This window comes from Hymenobacter sp. (genome assembly GCF_035709525.1).
Lineage (GTDB): Bacteria > Bacteroidota > Bacteroidia > Cytophagales > Hymenobacteraceae > Hymenobacter.
This window is the reverse complement of record NZ_DASTEP010000031.1, coordinates 1-19,148: the sequence shown is the minus strand read 5'-3', so window position 1 is coordinate 19,148 and position 19,148 is coordinate 1. Positions and strand designations below refer to the sequence as shown.

The following is a 19,148-nucleotide window of genomic DNA, read 5'->3' as shown; positions in this document are numbered from 1 at the left end:
GGCTCACCGATTTATCGCTCTTTTAACTACCGGCACGGGGTGAATGTTCGCCAGCGCCTGTTGCGCGGATTTTGTAATCCGCGCGCCTTGGCGAGCGCCCTACCACGCGCCGACTACAACGTCCGCGCTACTTCCCTTCTCGCAAGTACTTTACCATCAGCGTGGCCGTTTGGCGGGCGGCGTTGTGCTGGCCTAGCTTGGCGCGCAGCTCGGCATAGCCCGCTTTTTGGTGGGCTATGTAGGCTTGGTCGGTTAGCAACCGCTTCAATTCATCGAGCAGGTTGCGGGCCGTGAATTTGCTCTGGATAAACTCCTGCACCACCTCGCGGCCCAGAATCAGGTTAACCAGCGAGATGTAGGGTACTTTAATTACGGCCTTGCCTACTTGGTACGTGAGGGCGCTGGTGCGGTAGCACACCACCTGCGGCACGCCAAACAGCGCGGTTTCGAGGGTGGCCGTGCCGCTCGTCACGAGTGCGGCGCTGGCTCGGCTCAGCAAGTCGAAGGCCTGGTCAAACACCAGCTTGATGCCATTGCGCTCGAAGTGTTGGTAATACGCCCGGTCGAGGTTGCTCACCCCGGCCACCACAAACTGGTACTCCTGAAACGCGGGCAGCACGGCCAGCATTTCGTGCAGCATTTCCTCGATTTCCTGCTTGCGCGAGCCCGGCAGCACCGCAATTATTTTCTTCTTGGGGTCGAGCCCGTGCTGGGCCTCAAAGCCGGGGTTGGGCACGAAGTCGGCTACCTGGTCGGCGGTAGGGTTGCCGATGTAATCAACCTTGTAGTCAAAGCGTTGGTAGAATTCTTCCTCGAACGGCAGAATAACGAACATCCTGTCCACGTGGGCCTTGATTTTCTCAACCCGGCTCTGGTTCCAGGCCCAGATTTTGGGTGAGATGTAGTAGAACACCGGCACGCCGTGCGCCTTGGCCCAGTCGGCCATGCGCAGGTTGAAGCCGCCATAGTCGACCAGAATCAGCACGTCGGGCTTATACTCTAGGATATCGCGCTGGCATTCCTTTAGGTACCTCCGAAACTTGAGAATGCTCGTAGCCGTTTCCCAAAACCCCATCACGGCGAGCTCGCGGTAGTGGTGCACCAGGTGCCCCCCTTCGGCCTGCATCTGGTCGCCGCCCCAGTAGCGGAAGTCGGCGGCCGAGTCCTGCCCTTTCAGCTCGTGCAGGAGGTGGGCGGCGTGCGTGTCGCCGGAGCGCTCGCCGGCAATGAGGTAGTATTTCATTTAACAGTTATCATTTAACATTTAACAGCTTCTTTATCACTAGCATTTTGCAGCGCTTCTGACGAGCTGTTAAATGTTAAATGATAATTGTTAAATGACTCACCCGTAATATTCCACCGCGTTGCGGGGCGTCTCGTAAATCTTGATGCAGTGCAGCTGGGCCCCCGTGATGGCGGGCAACTCGCGCACCAGAATTTGCCAGAAGGCCACGGCCAGGTTTTCGGTGCTGGCCAGCTGGCCCTTGAGAAAGGGCACGTCGAGGTTCAGGTTTTTGTGGTCGACCTGGTCGGTGATGTGCGTGCGGATGAGGTCGCTGAGGGCTTTGAGGTCTACTACGAAGCCGGTGTCGGGGTCGGGCTGGCCCTTCACGGTCACTATCATCTCGTAGTTGTGGCCGTGCCAGTTTTCGTTGGCGCAGGGGCCAAATACCTCTTTGTTGCGCTCGGGCGTCCAGGCGGGGTTGTAGAGCTTGTGGGCGGCGTTGAAATGCTCGCGGCGACTAACGTATAGCATAGCGAAATAGCAAAGCGGGATAAGCGTGGGGCCATTGGCGCAGCCGGGGCGCGCCGGGCAAGGCGGTTTTGCGGGGCGCAAAGATACGCCCGCTACTTGCGGCGGCAGTCGGAGGCGCGGCCGGTGCGTTTTGGGGACGCGCCCGCGTTTTGTATAGCAGAAGCCGGGGTTTGTATAAGCCGGACGGCCGGGTGCGCGCTGACCTTTGTGCAGGATGTTTCTCCTTTCCAACTTTTCCTTAACTTCTTACTGATGAGCACCCTCAAACAAGTTTCCCTGGGCAGCCAGGGCCTGCACGTTCCCATCGAAGGCCTGGGCTGCATGGGCATGACGGCCGGCGTCAACGGCATGAGCGTGTACGGCACGGCCGACGAAACCGAAAGCCTCGCTACCCTGCACCGCGCCCTGGAGCTAGGCGTGAACCTACTCGACACCGCCGACCTCTACGGCCCGCTACTCAACGAGCGGCTGGTAGCCAAGGTGCTGCCCGGCCGCCGTCACGACATTATTCTGGCCACCAAGTTCGGCTTCGAGGTCGACGACAACGAGCAGTGGACCGGCGGCTACAACGGCACCCCCGCCTACGTGCGCAAGAGCATCGAGCGCAGCCTGCGCAACCTCAACACCGACTACATCGACCTCTACTACCTGCACCGCGTCGACCCCGCCGTACCCCTCGAAGACACCGTGGGCGCCATGAGCCGCCTCGTGGAAGAAGGCAAAGTGCGCTACCTCGGCCTGAGCGAAGTAGCCCCCGACCTGCTGCGCCGGGGCCACGCCGTGCATCCCATCTCGGCCCTGCAAACCGAATACTCGCTCTTCGACCGCCGCCCCGAGGAAGAAGGCATCTTACAGGCCGCCAATGAGCTAGGGGTCGGCTTCGTGGCCTACTCGCCGCTCGGCCGGGGATTTTTGTCGGGCGAAATCAAGTCGCCCGACGACTTCGAGGCCAGCGACTCGCGCCGGTTTTTCCCGCGCTACCAGGGCGAGAACTTCTATAAAAACCTGGCCTTGGTCGAGAAGCTGGAAGACCTGGCAAAAGCCAAAGGCGTAACCGCCGCACAGCTGGCCCTAGCCTGGGTGCTGGCGCAGGGCGTGGTCGCCATTCCGGGCACCAAGCGCCGCAAGTATCTGGAGCAGAACGTGGCGGCAGCTAGCTTGTCGCTCAGCGCGGTGGAGTTGGCCGAGTTGGATGCCATTATGCCAGTGGGCAGCGCGGCGGGCGCGGCGTATCCAGCGGGGTTGTAAGTTTAAATTACTTTGAATCCTTGTTGAGTCATGCTGAGCGCAGCGAAGCATCTCGCGTGGCGCAGTAAATCAATGCGTCAGCAACGAGGCGAGCAAGATGCTTCGCTGCGCTCAGCATGACTCAACAGAGAAGCTCTAAAAGCCAAGACTCCTATGAAACACTCTGCCAAAGACTTCCTCCTCCTCGATTCCGTCAGCGCGTTTACCGAGCACTTTGGCTTTCCCAAGCCCACGCACCCGCTGCTCGCCGTAATTGACCTGAAGCCCACGACCCACCGGCCGCCGCCCGGCCTCATGCTGCGGCAGCTCTACATTATTTCGCTCAAGAAAAACCTCAAGGGCAAGCTGCGCTACGGGCAGCAGGCCTACGACTACCGCGAGGGCGTGCTGGCCTTTTACGCGCCCGGCCAGCTCTGCACGGCCCCGGCCGATGTCGACACGTCGGAGCTGGAAGGCTGGATGCTGGTGTTTCACCCCGACCTGCTGCACCGGCACCCGCTGGGCAAAAAAATCGGCAGCTACAACTTTTTCTCCTACCAGGTACACGAGGCGCTGCACCTCTCAGCCCGCGAAGAAGCGGTGCTCGACGGCCTGCTGCACGGCCTGCGGGCCGAGGTAGCGCAGCCCATCGACGGCTTCAGCCACGAGGTAATTTGCTCGCAGCTAGAGGTATTGCTAAACTACAGCAATCGCTTCTACCACCGGCAGTTTCTCACGCGGCGGCCGGCCGCGCACGACCTACTCAGCCGCTTTGAGGAGCTGCTGGCGGCCTACTTCGCGCAGGGTGGCGAGCAGCCGCTGCCCACGGTGCAGTACTTCGCCGATGCCCTGCACGTGTCGCCGGCCTACCTCGGCGACATGCTACGCTCGCTCACGGGGCAGACTACCCAGCAGCACATTCACAACCAGCTTATTGAGCGCGCCAAGCAACTGCTGCTCAGCACCTCGCTTAGCGTCAGCGAAACGGCGTTTCGGCTCGGGTTCGAGTATCCGCCGTATTTCAGCCGGCTGTTTAAAAGCAAAACCGGCCTCACGCCGGCCGCCTTCCGGTTTTCGGCGCAGTAGCGGCGCTACCTTTGGGGGCTAAAATTTGCCCTTCCTATGATAGTCGTAACCGGTGCCGCCGGCTTTATCGCCAGCTGCTTAGTCTCGCGCCTCAACGCCGCCAATTTCAACGACATCGTGGTGGTCGACAACTTCGCGGTGGAGAAAAAACTGCCCAACATCCGGGGCAAAAAGCTGCGCGAGTACGTCGACCGGCTGGAGTTTTTCGACTGGCTCGACCAGCACCACGCGCAGGTTGAATTCGTCTTCCACCTCGGCGCGCGCACCGACACCACCGAGCAGGACTACGCCGTGCTCGACCTGCTTAACCTCAACTACAGCAAGCAGCTATGGCAGGCCTGCGTGCGCTACCAGCTGCCGCTGGTGTATGCCTCATCGGCCGCCACCTACGGCGATGGCACGCTCGGCTACTCCGACAACGAGGCGATGCTGCCCGAGCTGCGCCCGCTGAACCCCTACGGCGAGTCGAAAAACGACTTCGACAACTGGGCCGTGCAGCAAACCGAAAAGCCGTATTTCTGGGCCGGCCTCAAGTTCTTCAACGTGTACGGCCCCAACGAGTACCACAAGGGCCGCATGGCGTCGGTGATATTCCACGCCTTTCACCAGATTCGGCAGCACGGCAACATGACGCTCTTCCGCTCGCACAACCCCAACTACATCGACGGCGGCCAGATGCGCGATTTCGTGTACGTGAAGGACGTGGTGGAAGTGTGCTTTTTCTTGCTGAATCACCGCACGCAGTCGGGCATCTACAACCTGGGTAGCGGCCAGGCCCGCACCTTCATAGACCTTACGCTGAATACCTTCGCCGCCCTCGGTGCCGCGCCCGACGTGCGCTTCCGCGACACGCCCGAGGACATCCGCGACAAGTACCAGTACTTCACCGAGGCCGACATGCGCAAGCTGCGCAGCATCGGCTACGAGCGGCCGTTCACCTCGCTGGAGGCCGGCATCCAAGACTACGTGCAGAATTACCTGCTACCCGACCGGTTTTACTAGTATGTAGAGACGCAATATTTTGCGTCTCTCGTTAGGTGGGCTCAACAACGACGAGACGCAAGTATACCTCTCTACCCCACGCAGAAAAGCCACCGCCGCTCATTGACAACGAGCGGCGGTGGCTTTTCTGCGTGGCGGGTCGTGGCGCGAACTTTGTAGTTCGCGCTACAAGGTTATTAAGCAGCGAGCGGCAGGCCCTCGGGGTACATGGGCAGCACGGGCGTTTCGCGCAAGTTCGGTTGCGTAGTGGCGGCCGTTTCGTCGGCGTGGCGGCGCAGGGCGCGCATGAGCAAATACTTGTATTTCTCGGCATCGGCCAAGGCCTGCTCTACGGCGCGCAGGGCGTCGGCGTGGCTAACCACGGGCTGCAACTCGCGGCGCGGGCGGCGGGCTTCAAATACGTGCGGGGCGAGGTATTGGGCGGGGCTTTTCATAGTTGGATAGGATGCTGATTATTGCTTGTCTTATTAACGGCGGACGGGTGGGTTAAATTCATTTCAACCCTTTTTTAAATAGAATTAATTACTTTGTAAACCAAGCGCTTACAAGATAAAATAAGCACTTAGCCCAGCAGACGCAGCCGCCCTTTTTCTCAAGCTTGAAAGCCCGCGCTTTCCACCTCCCGCCTTAAAACTGGCACGAGTTTTTCTTATAGAAAGCCAGTGCTCAGAGGTGCCGCGCCCGCCGCTTTTGCCCGCGCCACGCTACTCGCCTGCCGGGTAGGTGCGTTAAACTCCGGGAGTTTTTTGGCGTCTAAGCGCTGTTGTTCTATTATCTGATTTACTTCTTAACTAAGGTGCTTCGGCGCTTACGGCTATGCGACTACAATCCTTGTTTGCCCTATTTTTTGCCATGAGTTTCGGCCTGCTGCTCAGCAGCTGCACGCCGGGCGTGTACGTGGGGGCCAGCACCGGCTACCCGGCCTACGGCGGCTACTACGGCCCGCGCTACTATGCTCCCCGGTACCACGGGCCGCGCTACTACGCCCGGCCGCTGCCCCCGCCCCCGCCCGGCCCGCGCTATCACGGCGGCGAACACCGGGGCTTTCATCCCGGCCCTGGCCCCGGCGGCTTTGGCGGGCGGCGCGGGCGATAATACCCGGCTTAGCAGTATTATCCATTCTAAATCAGCGCGCTGCAACGCGCCCTTGTCATGCGCTTTCAATCCGTGTTCTTCGTCCTGCTGCTGAGCCTGGGCGTGTTTGGGGGCCGGCCAGCGGCGGCCCAAGTAGTTATCAATGCCCAGATTGGGCGGCCCTACTACGCGCCCCGCCCCTACTACGGGCCGCGCTACTACTACCCGCCCGTGGCGCCGGTGGTAGTAGCCCCGCCGCCCCCCGTGGTGGTGTATCCGCCGCCGGTTTACTACGCGCCCCGGCCGCGCGTGTACTACGCGCCGCCGCGCCCGCACTACCACGGGCGGGGCTACGGGCGTAGGTGGTAGTTTTTTTCACCGCAGCTGACGCAGAAAAAAAGCGCGGAGGGCCGCAGAAGCTGCATTACGCGGCTTGCCTGAGTTGTTGGTTTAAATTGCTAAAAAGCGCCCCGGCCGGTTTGGCCGGGGCGCTTTTTTCATTCGCCGCGCAACTCGTGCACGCGCACGCCGCCACCATCGTCTTCGGCGGCGCACAGCATGGCGCGGGCCACGGCTTCGGCAGTGATGGCGCGGTATTTCTGCCAGCTGCCGCGCAATAGCGGGCCTACCAGCTTGAGCAGTAGCCCGCCCAGGCGCTCGCCGAGGCGCGGCCGGGCCCGCGCACCCAGCAGCAGCGAGGGCCGGAAAATATGGATGGCCCGAAATGGGGCCTGGCGCACGGCGACTTCCATCTCGCCCTTCACCTTGTTGTAGTAAAAAGCCGATTCAGCATCGGCCCCGAGGGCTGACACCACTAGAAATTGCGCCGCGAAATTGGCCGCCGTAAGGGCCGCCAGCTTCACCACGTACAGAAAATCGACTTCGTAAAACGCTTCCTTCGAGCCCGCCTGCCGCATGGTGGTGCCCAGGCAGCAATACACGTCATCGGCGATAAGGCGCAGGCGCTCGGCTTCGAGCTGGCCGAGGTCCGTGACTACCTGCGTGAGCTTGGGGTGGTGCACGGCTACTGGGCGGCGGCCCACCACTATCACCTTAGCGTAGCGCTCGGAGGCAAGTAGCATCGGTAGTAAGGCGCTACCGACTAGGCCGGTAGCGCCCGCGAGTAACGCTGTTTTTTTCATAAAGACGAGGATGAGGCAGCGGTAGCAGGTAGTTGCTGTTGCAAGCGGCTCATGTCTTACGCAAAAATGCCGTTTGTCATTGCGAGCGTAGCAAAGCAATCGCACCCAGATGACGCGGCTGAACAGGTACGATTGCTTCGCTACGCTCGCAATGACAATCAATTTACTCTCTTGCCACTTTGCTCACTTACCACCTCACCGCCGGCCTAGTTCCTCGGCGCGGTCACGGGCGGCGGTGGCGCCGGCCACGAGGCCCTCGCGCACGGCGGCCTGGCCGAAGGCACGCATGGCGGCCTCGGTAGTGCCGCCTTTGGAGGACACGCGGGCTATCCAGTCCTGGCAGCTGAGGCCGGCCTGGCTATAGAGCTCCACCGCGCCGCGAAAGGTCTGGCTCACGAGCAGCTCGGCCTCGGCGGGCGCGAAGCCCATTTGGGCGGCGGCGGCCATGAGGGCTTCCATGCAGTAGTACACGTAGGCCGGGCCGCTGCCCGAGATGGCGGTGCTGGCGTCGATGGCGCTTTCGTCTTCCACGTACACGGTTTTGCCGGTGGTGCTCAGCAGGTTTTGCACCTGCACCAGCTCGGCGCGGGTTACTTCGTCGGTACTGGTGAAGGCCGTCATGCCCATGCCGATTTGGGCGGGCAGGTTGGGCATGGCCCGGATGATTTTGGGCGTACCCAGCGCCTCGCGCAACGTGCTAATCTGCACGCCGGCCATGATGCTGATAATAACCTGCTGCGGCTGCACCAGCCCGCGCAATTGCTCAAATAGCGCGCCCGAGTCCTGCGGCTTCACGGCCAGAATGATGATATTGGCGCCCGGCACGCACTCCTCGGGGCTACCCCAGGCGGTGCCGATTTCGTGCGCGGCGAGGGCAGCCACGCGCTCGGGCGAGCGCGCCAGCAGGCGCAAATCGAGGCGCGACGTAACGTGGGCGCGCACAAAGCTGCGGGCGTAGGTGAGGCCCATGTTGCCGCCGCCGATGATGAGAATTTTCATTGGAAATTATGACTTATGCAAGGTCGTCTGTGGCTGCTAGTGCTCAGGCTTTCCACACCCACTGGCGGCGATAAAGCAAACTCAACACCGCCCACCAGACGAGCAAACATACCACCGCACCCGCCAACGATGCTTGGCGCGGGTCGCTGAAAAACGGCACGATTCCCCAGCTGTAAAGCCACTCTTTCAGGCCCCCTACCCCACCGCCCGGCAGCGGCAGCTTGAAGAGCCCGAAGGTGCGCGAGAGCAGCGCCGAGCCCACGAATACGGCAATGGCATTGACCCCGAACGGCACCACCAGCGCGGCCCAGCGCCGGTAGTCGCGCACATCGCAGAGCCAGTACAGCGCGGCCAGTACTAGCAGCGCCAGCCCACCCGTGAAGAGCACGTAGGAGCTGGTCCACAGAGCTTTATTGATGGGAAACCAGGTATTCCAGAGCAAGCCCAGCAGCGCGCACAACACGCCCGCCGCCAGCAGCCCGCGCACCTTGGTGGCGGGGGTAGCGGCGCGGCGCAGCCACTGCGCGGCCAGCCCGCCCAGCAGGCCGGTGCTCAGGGCGGGCAGCGTACCGAGCAGGCCCTCGGGGTCCCAAGTGCGCGACTGCTTCCAGAGGTGGGCTTCGGTGAAAGCAGCGCGGTCGAGCCACGCGCCGAGGTTGGTAGCGGGCGCCAGATTGGCGGGGCCAACGCCGGGCACGGGCACTAGCTGGAGCAGCGCGGCGTAGCCTATCAATAAGCTTATCAGCAAAATAACCTGCGTGCGCCAGCTGGTTTTCAGATAACTAACGCTGCACCCCAGGTACACCAGCGCAATGCGCTGCAACACGCCCATGACGCGCACCACCGAAAAATCGAAGCGCGGGTAGAGCGACAGCAGCAGCCCCAGCCCAAACAGCACCGCCGCCCGCCGCAGCACCTGCCGCAGCACCGGGCCCTGCGGCTCGTGGCGCTGCTTGGGGCCGGCCAGGGCGTAGGCGAGACTCACGCCCACGATGAAGAGGAAAAACGGGAATACGAGGTCGGTGGGCGTGCAGCCGTGCCATTCGGCGTGCTCCAGCGGCGGGTAGATGTGGCCCCAGTCGCCGGGGTTGTTCACCACGACCATGCCCATCACGGTGAGGCCCCGGAATACGTCGAGGCTGAGCAGGCGGGCGGGGGCAGCAGGTATCGCGTTAGACATGAGGCAAGTATACGCCTTGTCATGCTCATCTGGCGTCCACGCGGTGAAGCATCTATATCGCGCCGTTGGACGAGGCGGTAGAGATGCTTCACCGCGTGGACGCCAGATGAGCATGACAAGGCATATAACTTTCTTACTTCAGCCCAAACAAGCGGGCGAAGAAGCCGCGCCGCTTCTTCACGGGCGGCTTGGTTTTGATTTTCACCTTGGCGGCTTCGGCGCGGGCTACCTCGCTGGGCACCGGCGACACGGGGCGGCCGGCGGCCTTGGGCACCGAGGCCACGGGCGGCAGCGGGCGGTGGGCCTGGGCGGGCATGTTGATGGGCGCGGCGGCCAGCACCTCCACGGGCAGTTTGCCTTCGGAAAACACGCGTAGCGGCACACTCTCGTTGTGCAGGCGGTCGACGGCGGTGAGGAAATACGAGTAGGCCACATTGGGCCGGGCGGTGGTGTCGGCAAAGGTGGCGGGCTGGCCCAGGTTGGTGGGCCGCACCACGGCCAGGATGTGGCGCGGGTCGGCGGGAGCCATCACCTGGCCGCGCTCGAAGCGGTAGAGCACGTAGTAGGCGGCTAGGTCGCCGTCTTCGGCGGGCACGGGGTCGGGCACCCATGTGAGGGTAGCCACGGCGCGGGTGCGGTTGAGCACCAGCTCGCGCACCGGGCGCGGGGCCAGGCTGTCGAGCCAGGGCATGGGCGGCACCAGCGCCGGGGCGCGGTAGAGGTCGAGGCGCAGCGAGTCGGTGGTGTGCAGCGGGTTGTTCAAGAGCGAATTGGCCGAGAAATAGACGCTGCCCTGCACGTCGTCGGGGTAGCTGCGGTTGAGGCGCACCTGGGTGGGCAGCTCGCGGGGGTTGCGCCAGGCGGTGTCGGAGCGGGTGCTTTCGCGCATGCGGTACATGCCGTGGCCGATGTAGAGGTGGCGCTCGAAGCGGTTGCGCGCCCACCACTCCACCATCGTGGCGTAGGGCACCAGTTTGAATTTGGTGCTCCAGTAGAGCTGCGGCACGATGTAGTCTATCCAGCCCGAGCGCAGCCACAGGCGCGAGTCGGCGTAGAGGTTCGAGTAGCTGGGCTGCCCGGCGCGGGTGTCCGAGCCGTCGGGGTGGGCGCTTTTATTCATCCACACACCGAAGGGCGAAATGCCGAATTTCACCCAGCGCTTGGCAGTCAGAATGCTGTCGTGCAGGTCGTGGATGAGCGTATTCACGTTCTGCCGCCGCCAGTCGGCCAGGCTTAGGCGGTCAGGGTTGTGGGCGGCAAAGGCGGGCTCATCATGAAAGACAATGCCCGGCTCGGGATACGGATAGAAGTAGTCGTCAAAATGCACGCCATCAATATCATACCGCCGCACTACATCGAGTATCACGCGCTTGATGTGGGTGCGTACCTCGGGCAAGCCGGGGTTATAGAGGTACTGCTTGGAGTACTTGATAAACCATTCGGGGTGCTGGCGCAGCGGGTGATTGGAGGCCAGCGAGCGCGTCACGGTGTCCATGGTGGCGCGGTAGGGGTTAAACCAGGCGTGGAACTCCATGCCGTGGCGGTGCGCCTCCGAGATGAGGAAGGGCAGCGGGTCGTCGCCCTCAATCGGGGCCTTGCCCTGCCGGCCCGTCAGGTAGCGGCTCCAGGGCTCCAGGTCCGATTTATAGAAGGCATCCGACGCGGGCCGGATTTGCACAAACACGGCGTTGAGGCCGGCGCGCTGGCCGGCATCGAGCAGGCGGCGATACTCGCGGCGGTACACCTCGGGGGCCATGCCGCGCTGGCTGGGCCAGTCGATGTTGGCCACGGTGGCAATCCAGAAGGCGCGCAGCTCGCGCTTGGGCGGCACCGGGGCGTCGGCATTTTGCAGGTCTTCGCGCAGCACAATGGGGCGCGTGATGCGCAGGCTGGGCAGGTTGTCGGCGGCCTGCGCCCGCAGCATGGCGGGCGCACTAAGCAGGAAAGCGGTAAAGAGAAACCAGTAAAACAGAGCAGCAGAACGCATCAACGGCAGGTAGAGCACCAAAAAGTAGGCTGCAAGTTACGCCCGCCGCGTTGGGGCGGGCCGCCGCTTGGCGCGGCAGGAGCAGTACTCGTGGCAACCTGGCGGCAGTAGCTATCCGGCCAACGGCGCGGCACTATACGAAGAACAAACAGGATTGAGCCGCCTAAATCAACCAAGAGCCAGCTTTATAATTATAAAACTATATTGCAGCTACATTAGGCTGGTGGCTATTGCCAACAGCCTCCACTCACCCTTCTATTTCAGCATGAAAACCACACAATCCGGGCCTGCGGCGCAGCCCGAAACCCGCCTGCTTTTCAACCCCTTTCTGCCGTTCACTCCCACGATGAGCGGTAACACGACCAGCTTTTTTCCGCTGGGTGCCACCGACGCCGGCACGAAGGATACTTCTAGAAGGGGCCGCCGGAAAGCCCCGGCAGCTACCCAGCCGCACTAGGTACGCGCCGGCTTCTCCGGTAGCCTACGTGGGCTCTGGTATCGTTATCGAGGTGATGAACACGCCCAAGCCCCAACGGGGCAACCCAGCCGAGAAGTTGGATTACCCCGTTGGGGCTTGGACGTGTTCAGACGGCTGGTTTTCCTTATTCGCCGTCGTTGGTCGGCTTTTCGTCGGCGCGGTCGGGGCCGGCGTCGGTGGGCGTTTGCTCGCCGCCTTCGAGGCCGGTGGTTTGGCTGGCGTCGCCGTAGTCGCCCCGGATGCCGGCACCGTCGCTACTGGCCAGGTCTTCCTGGGTCACGGTTTCGGGGTTGCCGCTGGCGTTGGGGTCGGGGTCGGCCTGCTGGTTGGTGATGGGGCCGGCGGTGCTGGGCACCTTGTTTTCTTCAATTTCGGCCGGGCGGCCGGCGTCGGGGGCGGGATTGGGGGTAACCATGAGAACTGGTAAGTAGGGTAATGAGAGTAGTTTAAGGAATGGACAAGCGGACAATTCAACTTACTTCAATTGCCCGCCGCGCGCATTACTTATAGCGTAACCTGGCCGATGCTGCCGCCGCTGCTGGCGGTGCCGCCGCTCACGCCGCCGCCTTTGATGGCGCCTTCGTTTTGGTCGGCCGATTCGATGGTGCCGTCGGCCTTATTGGCAGGGGCGGCATCGGCGGCGGTGGGGTGGGCGTTGCCGCCGCTGCCCGAGTTGTCGTCGGCGTTGCCGCCATAGAGGGCGTCGGGGTTGGTGGGCGCCTCCTGGCGGCCGATGGGCTGGTACTGGTCGGCCTGCGTGGGCTGGGTGGCCTGGTCTTGCTCGGAGCGGGTGGTAGGCATGGAAGAGGGCTGGATGAGGTATAGCCGGTTGTACGCAGGGCAGCGCGGGTGGTTGAGGGCCGGGCCGTTCGCGGTTTTGGTGCCAATTTGGCCGGCCCGATTGCTGGCACGCTTCCTGAACCACGTAGCTTATGGCTCTTTTTACCCGCTTCCTTTTTTCTAAACCTGTGGCTGGGCTGCGCTGGCTGGCGCTCGCGGCGCTGGGCACGCTCGGCACGCAGTGCCAGCCGGGAGCCCCGCCCGAGCAGGCCGCGCCCCACGAAACGCCCAAGCTAGAAACGGCCGTTTCGACGCCCATTCCCAAGTTCGACGTCGAAAGCCCCATTATGCGGCAGCTAGGCCTGCTACCGCCCGCCGAGCGCAGCACCGCCCCCGAGGCCATGCACCGCTACCAGCAGCTCACGCGCCGCTTCTGGCTGGCTGAGTACTCCACCGAGTTTTTGCTGAAGCAGGCCCAAACGCCCGCCGGCCCGCCCAACGTAACCGTGTATGAGCAGCAGTTGGCCCTCATCCAGAGCCACTGGCGCGTGCTGCGCGAGGGCATCGACCGCCGCCCGGCCATGCCGCCGGTCATGACCGAGCACCTCACCCGCATGCAGCAGGTAGAGCGCTACCAGCACGCGGCCCTGGCCGACTTGCAGGCCGACTGCGCCGCCTCGCGCCCGCCCCGCCCCGACGCCACTACCCTGGCCACCCAGCCCGCTGTCAAAAAGCTCATCGCGCCCTTGCTGCGCGAGCCCCGCCCCATGCGGGTCGATTTGCACTAGGCAACCTGGCTTCGCATACCCAAGTAATAATCAATCGCTTGGCTATAACTAAGCCCGATAGTAAGAATTGTGCCCGGTATTGATAGTTATTTATTGGAATGAAACTTGATATCCAGTAGCTTTACCGCACATTCAAAGAAAAAGGTCAAAATTCCAATTCCGTTTTTCTCGAAAACCATCTAGCCGCATTCCACCACCTTATTGCTTTCCCCATTCGCCATGAAAAAACTCCTCATGCTCGCCCTGGTGGCCTTTGCTACCATCGAGGCCAACGCCCAAACCAGCCAGCCCACTACTCCCATGACCAAGGCCGAGCGCAAAGCCGCCCGCCAGGCCAAGCAGCCGCAGGTCTACAAAGGCACCGTAGCTGAGCGCCGCCGCGTGCTGACCGACGCCGCCGGGGCCGAAAGCGACCGCGACGGCGACGACGATGCAACCACCACGAAATCAAGCAAAAAGTCGAAAAGTAAAAACTAATTTTCGCTTTTTGCCACCATCAAAAAAGGCCCGCTAATGCGGGCCTTTTTTGATGTGCTGCCGGGCTAGTTGAGGCGGCGGCGCAGCAGGCCATCCACGGTTTCGATTAGGCGGCGGGGCTCGTAGGTGCGCCAGGGCAGGTCGTCAAGGTCGCCGCCGAAATTGAGGTAGTGGTCGAGGCCGTACTGGCTCATTTCGCGGCGCACGTGCTCCTGAAAGTTCACGCCCGCAATCCAGCCGTCTTCCACTTCCTCAAACCACTCTTCGTAGTAGCTGTCGTCGGAGCCGTGGAAATTGAACACGTTTTCGCCGATGAGCACGAAGCGCTTGATACCCTCATGCAGCAGCACGTCGAGGATGTTGCGCTTGAGGTTCATGATGTCGTTTTCGATGGCATCGTTCCACTCGCCGATGAACTCGAGCACGGCCGCGCCCTCGTCGTAGTCGGCCCACAGTATCTTGAAAAAGAGCGTGTCCGATTCCAGGCTATCCCACTGCGGATGAATGTAGTAGCCGTAAATAGTATTGCTAAAAGTGTCGAGGCTGTACTCGGCCCCGTAGAGCGGCGAGCGCTCGTCTTCGGTGGCCGAGTACTGCTCTATCCAGTTGTAATAAGGCTCGATGGTGTGCATAGCAAACGAGCCAGCTAGGGCTGGCCCACTGGCAAAAACGACGCTGCCGCCAAATCGTTCGGGTTGTAGCGCGAACTTTGTAGTTCGCGTCCGCCAGCGAGCGCCCCGGACGGACGCGAACTATAAAGTTCGCGCTACGGCTACCCCTGCTGCGCCAGCAGCGCCGCCCGCACCGAGCCGTGGCGCGCCAGCAGCTCGGCCGCCTCGGGCTGGGCGATGCCGAGCTCGTCCATCAGCATGCGCTGGCCGCGGTCTACCAGCTTTTCGTTGCTGAGCTGCATGTCCACCATTTTGTTGCCCTTCACCCGGCCCAGCCGGATGAAGGTAGCGGTAGTCAGCATGTTGAGCACCAGCTTTTGGGCGGTGCCGGCCTTGAGGCGCGTGCTGCCCGTGATGAATTCCGGCCCGGTCACGACCTCCACCGGAAACTCGCAGGCCGCCGCCACGGCCGAGCCCGCATTGCACACCACGCAGCCGGTAGCGAGGCCGGCAGCGCGGGCGGCTTGCAGGCCGCCTATCACGTAGGGCGTGCGGCCCGAGGCCGCGATACCCACCAGCACGTCATTGGGGCCGGCATTAAACTGCTGTAAATCAAGCCACGCCTGGGTGGCGTCGTCTTCCGCGCCCTCCACGGCCTGCCGAATGGCCCCATCGCCCCCGGCCATAATGCCGACCACCAGCCCGGCCGGCACGCCAAACGTGGGCGGGCACTCCGAGGCATCGACCACGCCCAGCCGCCCGCTCGTGCCCGCCCCAATGTAAAACAGCCGCCCCCCGGCGCGCAGCCGCGCCACGGTGGCCTCCACCATTTTTTCGAGCTGCGGCAGGGCTTTGTTCACGGCCAGCGGCACGGTCTGGTCTTCGTGGTTCATGCCCGCGAGGATGTCGGTGGTGGGCCAGTTTTCGAGGTTTTGGTAGGTAGAAGGTGCTTCGGTAGTCATTAGAATGTAGGGTAAGCTTTAGCTTGCCAGAAGAATGTGCGGTAAGCTTTAGCTTGCCGTAAAAATAAAATAACGTCGAAAAGGCAAGCTAAAGCTTACCCTACACCAGCCGCCCGATGATGGTAAATTTATCAAACACCGTGGCTAGGTGCGGCGCGTCCTCATCCAGCTCGCGGGTGAGGTCCTGGCCGGCCCAGTGCTCGTAGTGGTTGCCGCGCTGCCAGAGGCGCGAGCGACTCACGTCGTAAATATTGCCCTGGTAGGCCACCCATATTTCGTCGCGGTCCTGGCCGTTGCGCAGGGCGAGCTGACTGCGGTTGTAGGTTTTTATATCGTCGTTGGTCATCCTGGTTTATATCATCCGTCATGCTGAGCGGAGCGCAGCGGAGTCGAAGCATGACGGAATGTGCTACTGGCACCCCCTACCCCAACAACGCCTGCGTCCGAATCCAACGCTGCGGCAAGTCGCCTTGCGCGGCGTGCAGGTAGTCCTGGTGGGTGCAGGGCACGATGCGCTTCACCGACTGGTCGGTAATGCTTTCGACCTGCATCCACCACTTATCGGTATCGGCGCGGCGCGACTTGTAGAAGACTAATTCGGTAGGCTCGTGGGGGCCGTTGCCGGGCAGCACCAGCGTATAGGTTAGGAAGCGGTAGGTGCCGAAACCCGTTTCGGGCCGGCGATGGTAGTAGCCTTCGATAAAATACCAGAGCATGGTAGCCAGCGTGGCGGCGGCCAGGCCGTGGGCGTCGTGGTCGGGCCGGTAGCCGTAGAGGCCGAGGGAGGTCAGCTGCTCGTTGTGGCCCGCATACCAGCAGAGCTGGGCGGCGTCCTCGTTGCTGAGGCCGAAGGGGCTGGCGGGGTAGTAGCCGGGGGCATCCTGCCAGCGCAGGGCGGCGATGTCGAAGCTTAGGAAATTGGCCTGGCGCAGCACGGGCTCGGCCAGGCGGCGGTCGGTACGCAACTCGCCTACGCTCATGGTTTCGAAGTGCAGCTTCTCGAAGGCCGTGAGAATATCGGGCGGCGTGAGGTACTGCTGGTGGCCGAGGTGCGCGCAGCTGAACACAAAATTGGGCTGGTGCAGCAGCAGGCGGCGCAGGTGGCTATCCTCGGCGGGCATACCGGGCATGGGCAGGGCCATGTCGGGCCGCGAGTCGACCACCGCGAAATTGATGGCCGGGGCCTGCTCGTGCAAAGGCTCGTAAGCCAGAAACTGGCCGTAGTCGAGGTCGTGGCCACCGCCCAACAAGATGGGTATCGTATTGGCTTCCAGCAGGGCACTCACTATCTCGCACAGGCGGCGGTAAGTATCGTCGAGGCTGAGGCCGGGGCGCAGATTACCCAAATCGACGAGGCGCAGCGGGCCAGTGCCGCGTTGCAGGCAGTAGAAGCGCTCGCGCACGCGGTTGGCGCCGTGCTGCCCGGCGGGCGGCGGGCCGGCGGCCGTGCCGCGCCACTCATCGAGGCCAATGAGGGCGAGGTCGGCGGTGCGCCAGTCGGGGAAGTCTTCGGCGAAGCGCGTGACGTAGGCCGCCACGGTGGTGGGGGCGGCCGTGGGGGCAGTCAGCTCGTCGGGTAGCGGGTCAAAAAATAAGGCCAGGTTCATCAGTCGGCGCGGCGGGCGCGGCCAAATTTACGCCCGCGCCGCCCCGGCCGGGCTACCCGGCCGGGGCAGCAGGCAGCCCTAGCGCCGGATTTCCGTAAAAAAACTGTTTCTTTAGCGCTTCATTCTCTTCGTTGCCGCCCCTGCCCCGCCCTATGGACGTTCGCCGCTCCTTCGATATTCTGGCCAATCAGCTCGAAAAATTCCCCAAACCCGATGCGCTGGCCGCCAAAATCAACGGCCAGTACCAGCCGCTCAGCAGCCAGCAGGTGCAGGACCAAACCAACCTGGTGAGCCTGGGCTTGCTGAAATTGGGTTTGAAAAAGGACGATAAAGTCGCCATTATCAGCATGAACCGGCCCGAGTGGCTGCTCGCCGATTTTGGCATCGCCCAGATTGGCGGTACCAGCGTGCCCATGTACCCCAGCATCACGGTCGAGGACTACCGCTACATCTTCACCGATGCCGGCGTGCGGGCAGTGTTCGTGAGCGACAAGCACTTATACGCCAAAGTAAAGGAAGCCACGGCTGAACTGAATATTCCGGCCGAGAACGTCTTCACCTTTGATAAGGTAGCCGGCGCGCGCCACTTCTCGGAGCTGCTGGAGTTGGGCAAAACCGGCAACCCCGCCGACCTGGAGCCGCTGAAAGCCGCCGTGCAGCCCGACGATTTGCTGACGCTCATTTACACCAGCGGCACCACCGGGCAGCCCAAGGGCGTAATGCTCAGCCACAACAATTTGCTCAGCAACTGCCGCAGCGCGGCGGCCTACGTGCCCGTAGGGCAGGAAGACAAGGCGCTCAGCTTCTTGCCGTTGTGCCATATTTTCGAGCGCATGGTGACGTATCTCTACATGATACACGGCGTGAGCATCTACTACGCCGAGAGCATGGAAACCATCGCCGACAACCTGCGCGAGGTACACCCGAGCATCTTCACCACCGTGCCGCGCCTGCTGGAAAAGGTATATGATAAAATCGTGGCCAAGGGCCACGAACAAACTGGTATCAAGCACAAGCTCTTTTTCTGGGCCCTGGATTTGGGGTTGAAATTCGACCCCCAGAAAAACCAGGGCTTCCTCTACAACACCGAGCTGGCATTGGCCAACAAGCTCATCTTCAACAAGTGGCGTGAGGCGCTGGGCGGCAACCTGCGCTGCATCGTGAGCGGCGGCGGGGCCTTGCAGCCGCGCCTAGCCCGCGTGTTCTGGGCCGCTCAAATTCGGGTGATGGAGGGCTACGGCCTCACCGAAACCTCGCCCGTGATTGCGGTGAACGGCTACGAGCCGGAGAACAACATGATTGGCACGGTGGGCCCGCTCATCGACAACATGGAAGTGAAAATTGCCGAGGATGGCGAGATTCTGACCCGTTCGGCGTCGGTGATGAAAGGCTACTACAACAAGCCCGAGCTCACGGCCAAGGAAATCGACGCCGACGGCTGGTTCCACACCGGCGACATCGGCGAGTTTGTGAACGGGCGCTTCCTCAAGATTACCGACCGCAAAAAGGAGATGTTCAAGACGAGCGGCGGCAAGTACATCGCCCCGCAAGTCATTGAAAACAAAGTCAAAGAAGACCCGCTCGTGGAGCAGATAATGGTAGTGGGGGCCGACCGCAAGTTTCCGGCCGCGCTCCTCGTGCCGGCCTTCGATGAACTCAAGAAGTGGGCGCAGAAGAACGGCGTCACCGCCACCTCAAACGCCGACCTGGTGAAGGACGCGAAAGTAGTGAAGCTCTACCACGACCTGATGAAGAAGTACAACCAGGGCTTCGCGCAGTGGGAGCAGGTGAAAAAAGAGGTGCTACTACCTGAGCTCTGGACCGTGGAAAGCGGCGAAATGACGCCCACTATGAAGGTGAAGCGCAAGGTAATAACCGAGAAAAACCAGGCGCTTATTGAGGATTTGTACGCGCGGGCCGAGAAGGAGCCGCACGCGCCGGGGCAGCATTAAAGTAGCTTGGACTTTGTAGTCCGAGCGCTCGCGCCGCGAG

Annotated in this window: 22 protein-coding genes; 9 read left to right on the top strand and 13 right to left on the bottom strand. The window is 62.2% G+C overall.

Annotated elements, in window-relative coordinates; genetic code table 11:
• Positions 1 to 127: 127 nt before the first annotated feature.
• Positions 128 to 1,243, bottom strand: a complete 1,116-nt coding sequence (gene lpxB / locus VFO93_RS02785) for a lipid-A-disaccharide synthase (RefSeq protein WP_325132794.1) — start codon at positions 1,241 to 1,243, stop codon at positions 128 to 130.
• Between the two features lie 99 nt (positions 1,244 to 1,342).
• On the bottom strand, positions 1,343 to 1,756 hold the full coding sequence (locus tag VFO93_RS02780; protein ID WP_144852610.1) for a 6-pyruvoyl trahydropterin synthase family protein: 414 nt from the start codon (positions 1,754 to 1,756) through the stop codon (positions 1,343 to 1,345).
• A gap of 252 nt (positions 1,757 to 2,008) precedes the next feature.
• Here VFO93_RS02780 and VFO93_RS02775 point away from each other — a divergent pair, with 252 nt between their 5' ends.
• From VFO93_RS02775 to rfaD, 3 genes are all read left to right on the top strand, one after another.
• Complete coding sequence (locus tag VFO93_RS02775; RefSeq protein ID WP_325132792.1) at positions 2,009 to 3,004, top strand: aldo/keto reductase; 996 nt, start codon at positions 2,009 to 2,011, stop codon at positions 3,002 to 3,004.
• 153 nt (positions 3,005 to 3,157) lie between these two features.
• A complete protein-coding gene (locus VFO93_RS02770; protein ID WP_325132791.1) occupies positions 3,158 to 4,069 on the top strand; it encodes a helix-turn-helix transcriptional regulator in 912 nt (303 codons plus the stop codon).
• 36 nt (positions 4,070 to 4,105) lie between these two features.
• On the top strand, positions 4,106 to 5,071 hold the full coding sequence (gene rfaD, locus VFO93_RS02765; RefSeq protein WP_325132790.1) for an ADP-glyceromanno-heptose 6-epimerase: 966 nt from the start codon (positions 4,106 to 4,108) through the stop codon (positions 5,069 to 5,071).
• Between the two features lie 176 nt (positions 5,072 to 5,247).
• Here rfaD and VFO93_RS02760 read toward each other — a convergent pair whose 3' ends face one another.
• Complete coding sequence (locus tag VFO93_RS02760; RefSeq protein WP_325132789.1) at positions 5,248 to 5,505, bottom strand: hypothetical protein; 258 nt, start codon at positions 5,503 to 5,505, stop codon at positions 5,248 to 5,250.
• Positions 5,506 to 5,923: 418 nt separating this feature from the next.
• On the opposite strand from VFO93_RS02760, the gene VFO93_RS02755 reads away from it, so the two are divergent.
• Both VFO93_RS02755 and VFO93_RS02750 read left to right on the top strand, forming a co-directional pair.
• Entirely contained in the window at positions 5,924 to 6,166 is a 243-nt protein-coding gene (locus tag VFO93_RS02755) for a hypothetical protein (protein WP_325132788.1), read from the top strand.
• A gap of 57 nt (positions 6,167 to 6,223) precedes the next feature.
• Positions 6,224 to 6,514: a hypothetical protein gene (locus tag VFO93_RS02750; protein ID WP_325132787.1), complete on the top strand. Its 291-nt coding sequence runs from the start codon at positions 6,224 to 6,226 to the stop codon at positions 6,512 to 6,514.
• 128 nt (positions 6,515 to 6,642) lie between these two features.
• Here VFO93_RS02750 and VFO93_RS02745 read toward each other — a convergent pair whose 3' ends face one another.
• The 4 genes from VFO93_RS02745 to VFO93_RS02730 form a co-directional block, all read right to left on the bottom strand.
• Positions 6,643 to 7,287, bottom strand: a complete 645-nt coding sequence (locus VFO93_RS02745) for an NAD-dependent epimerase/dehydratase family protein (protein ID WP_325132786.1) — start codon at positions 7,285 to 7,287, stop codon at positions 6,643 to 6,645.
• A 195-nt stretch (positions 7,288 to 7,482) separates the two neighbouring features.
• Positions 7,483 to 8,286, bottom strand: coding sequence for a pyrroline-5-carboxylate reductase (gene proC, locus VFO93_RS02740; RefSeq protein WP_325132785.1), 804 nt, complete (start codon positions 8,284 to 8,286; stop codon positions 7,483 to 7,485).
• 43 nt (positions 8,287 to 8,329) lie between these two features.
• Positions 8,330 to 9,466 carry an acyltransferase family protein gene (locus tag VFO93_RS02735; RefSeq protein ID WP_325132784.1) on the bottom strand — a complete coding sequence of 379 codons (1,137 nt, stop codon included), beginning with the start codon at positions 9,464 to 9,466 and terminating at the stop codon, positions 8,330 to 8,332.
• Positions 9,467 to 9,599: 133 nt separating this feature from the next.
• Positions 9,600 to 11,453 (bottom strand): glycoside hydrolase family 10 protein, encoded by a 1,854-nt coding sequence (locus VFO93_RS02730; protein ID WP_325132783.1) that lies wholly within the window; start codon positions 11,451 to 11,453, stop codon positions 9,600 to 9,602.
• A 265-nt stretch (positions 11,454 to 11,718) separates the two neighbouring features.
• Between VFO93_RS02730 and VFO93_RS02725 the strand changes: the two genes are divergently transcribed.
• Positions 11,719 to 11,910: a hypothetical protein gene (locus VFO93_RS02725; protein ID WP_325132782.1), complete on the top strand. Its 192-nt coding sequence runs from the start codon at positions 11,719 to 11,721 to the stop codon at positions 11,908 to 11,910.
• Between the two features lie 145 nt (positions 11,911 to 12,055).
• Here VFO93_RS02725 and VFO93_RS02720 read toward each other — a convergent pair whose 3' ends face one another.
• Positions 12,056 to 12,346 (bottom strand): hypothetical protein, encoded by a 291-nt coding sequence (locus VFO93_RS02720; protein WP_325132781.1) that lies wholly within the window; start codon positions 12,344 to 12,346, stop codon positions 12,056 to 12,058.
• Positions 12,347 to 12,435: 89 nt separating this feature from the next.
• Positions 12,436 to 12,732: a hypothetical protein gene (locus tag VFO93_RS02715; RefSeq protein WP_325132780.1), complete on the bottom strand. Its 297-nt coding sequence runs from the start codon at positions 12,730 to 12,732 to the stop codon at positions 12,436 to 12,438.
• Positions 12,733 to 12,899: 167 nt separating this feature from the next.
• Between VFO93_RS02715 and VFO93_RS02710 the strand changes: the two genes are divergently transcribed.
• Together VFO93_RS02710 and VFO93_RS02705 are read left to right on the top strand one after the other, a co-directional pair.
• Positions 12,900 to 13,499 carry a hypothetical protein gene (locus VFO93_RS02710; protein ID WP_325132779.1) on the top strand — a complete coding sequence of 200 codons (600 nt, stop codon included), beginning with the start codon at positions 12,900 to 12,902 and terminating at the stop codon, positions 13,497 to 13,499.
• Positions 13,500 to 13,718: 219 nt separating this feature from the next.
• Positions 13,719 to 13,976: a hypothetical protein gene (locus VFO93_RS02705; protein ID WP_325132778.1), complete on the top strand. Its 258-nt coding sequence runs from the start codon at positions 13,719 to 13,721 to the stop codon at positions 13,974 to 13,976.
• 65 nt (positions 13,977 to 14,041) lie between these two features.
• Here VFO93_RS02705 and VFO93_RS02700 read toward each other — a convergent pair whose 3' ends face one another.
• The 4 genes from VFO93_RS02700 to VFO93_RS02685 form a co-directional block, all read right to left on the bottom strand.
• Positions 14,042 to 14,608, bottom strand: a complete 567-nt coding sequence (locus VFO93_RS02700) for a hypothetical protein (protein ID WP_325132777.1) — start codon at positions 14,606 to 14,608, stop codon at positions 14,042 to 14,044.
• Between the two features lie 140 nt (positions 14,609 to 14,748).
• Positions 14,749 to 15,549, bottom strand: a complete 801-nt coding sequence (gene murQ / locus VFO93_RS02695; protein ID WP_325132776.1) for an N-acetylmuramic acid 6-phosphate etherase — start codon at positions 15,547 to 15,549, stop codon at positions 14,749 to 14,751.
• A 100-nt stretch (positions 15,550 to 15,649) separates the two neighbouring features.
• A complete protein-coding gene (locus tag VFO93_RS02690; protein WP_325132775.1) occupies positions 15,650 to 15,895 on the bottom strand; it encodes a cytochrome b5 domain-containing protein in 246 nt (81 codons plus the stop codon).
• A gap of 76 nt (positions 15,896 to 15,971) precedes the next feature.
• Positions 15,972 to 17,156 (bottom strand): formimidoylglutamase, encoded by a 1,185-nt coding sequence (locus tag VFO93_RS02685; protein WP_325132774.1) that lies wholly within the window; start codon positions 17,154 to 17,156, stop codon positions 15,972 to 15,974.
• Positions 17,157 to 17,308: 152 nt separating this feature from the next.
• On the opposite strand from VFO93_RS02685, the gene VFO93_RS02680 reads away from it, so the two are divergent.
• A complete protein-coding gene (locus tag VFO93_RS02680; protein WP_325132773.1) occupies positions 17,309 to 19,108 on the top strand; it encodes a long-chain fatty acid--CoA ligase in 1,800 nt (599 codons plus the stop codon).
• The last annotated feature ends 40 nt before the right edge of the window (positions 19,109 to 19,148 follow it).

Excerpts from the sequence above, each read along its gene's own strand:
- VFO93_RS02700 (WP_325132777.1), bottom strand. The coding sequence starts at position 14,608 with ATGCACACCATCGAGCCTTATTACAACTGGATAGAGCAGTACTCGGCC.
- rfaD (WP_325132790.1), top strand. The coding sequence starts at position 4,106 with ATGATAGTCGTAACCGGTGCCGCCGGCTTTATCGCCAGCTGCTTAGTC.
- VFO93_RS02760 (WP_325132789.1), bottom strand. The coding sequence starts at position 5,505 with ATGAAAAGCCCCGCCCAATACCTCGCCCCGCACGTATTTGAAGCCCGC.
- VFO93_RS02690 (WP_325132775.1), bottom strand. The coding sequence starts at position 15,895 with ATGACCAACGACGATATAAAAACCTACAACCGCAGTCAGCTCGCCCTG.
- VFO93_RS02705 (WP_325132778.1), top strand. The coding sequence starts at position 13,719 with ATGAAAAAACTCCTCATGCTCGCCCTGGTGGCCTTTGCTACCATCGAG.
- VFO93_RS02730 (WP_325132783.1), bottom strand. The coding sequence starts at position 11,453 with ATGCGTTCTGCTGCTCTGTTTTACTGGTTTCTCTTTACCGCTTTCCTG.
- VFO93_RS02745 (WP_325132786.1), bottom strand. The coding sequence starts at position 7,287 with ATGAAAAAAACAGCGTTACTCGCGGGCGCTACCGGCCTAGTCGGTAGC.
- VFO93_RS02770 (WP_325132791.1), top strand. The coding sequence starts at position 3,158 with ATGAAACACTCTGCCAAAGACTTCCTCCTCCTCGATTCCGTCAGCGCG.
- VFO93_RS02715 (WP_325132780.1), bottom strand. The coding sequence starts at position 12,732 with ATGCCTACCACCCGCTCCGAGCAAGACCAGGCCACCCAGCCCACGCAG.
- VFO93_RS02775 (WP_325132792.1), top strand. The coding sequence starts at position 2,009 with ATGAGCACCCTCAAACAAGTTTCCCTGGGCAGCCAGGGCCTGCACGTT.
- VFO93_RS02685 (WP_325132774.1), bottom strand. The coding sequence starts at position 17,156 with ATGAACCTGGCCTTATTTTTTGACCCGCTACCCGACGAGCTGACTGCC.
- murQ (WP_325132776.1), bottom strand. The coding sequence starts at position 15,549 with ATGACTACCGAAGCACCTTCTACCTACCAAAACCTCGAAAACTGGCCC.
- VFO93_RS02755 (WP_325132788.1), top strand. The coding sequence starts at position 5,924 with ATGAGTTTCGGCCTGCTGCTCAGCAGCTGCACGCCGGGCGTGTACGTG.
- VFO93_RS02750 (WP_325132787.1), top strand. The coding sequence starts at position 6,224 with ATGCGCTTTCAATCCGTGTTCTTCGTCCTGCTGCTGAGCCTGGGCGTG.
- VFO93_RS02780 (WP_144852610.1), bottom strand. The coding sequence starts at position 1,756 with ATGCTATACGTTAGTCGCCGCGAGCATTTCAACGCCGCCCACAAGCTC.
- lpxB (WP_325132794.1), bottom strand. The coding sequence starts at position 1,243 with ATGAAATACTACCTCATTGCCGGCGAGCGCTCCGGCGACACGCACGCC.
- VFO93_RS02725 (WP_325132782.1), top strand. The coding sequence starts at position 11,719 with ATGAAAACCACACAATCCGGGCCTGCGGCGCAGCCCGAAACCCGCCTG.
- VFO93_RS02680 (WP_325132773.1), top strand. The coding sequence starts at position 17,309 with ATGGACGTTCGCCGCTCCTTCGATATTCTGGCCAATCAGCTCGAAAAA.
- VFO93_RS02720 (WP_325132781.1), bottom strand. The coding sequence starts at position 12,346 with ATGGTTACCCCCAATCCCGCCCCCGACGCCGGCCGCCCGGCCGAAATT.
- proC (WP_325132785.1), bottom strand. The coding sequence starts at position 8,286 with ATGAAAATTCTCATCATCGGCGGCGGCAACATGGGCCTCACCTACGCC.
- VFO93_RS02735 (WP_325132784.1), bottom strand. The coding sequence starts at position 9,466 with ATGTCTAACGCGATACCTGCTGCCCCCGCCCGCCTGCTCAGCCTCGAC.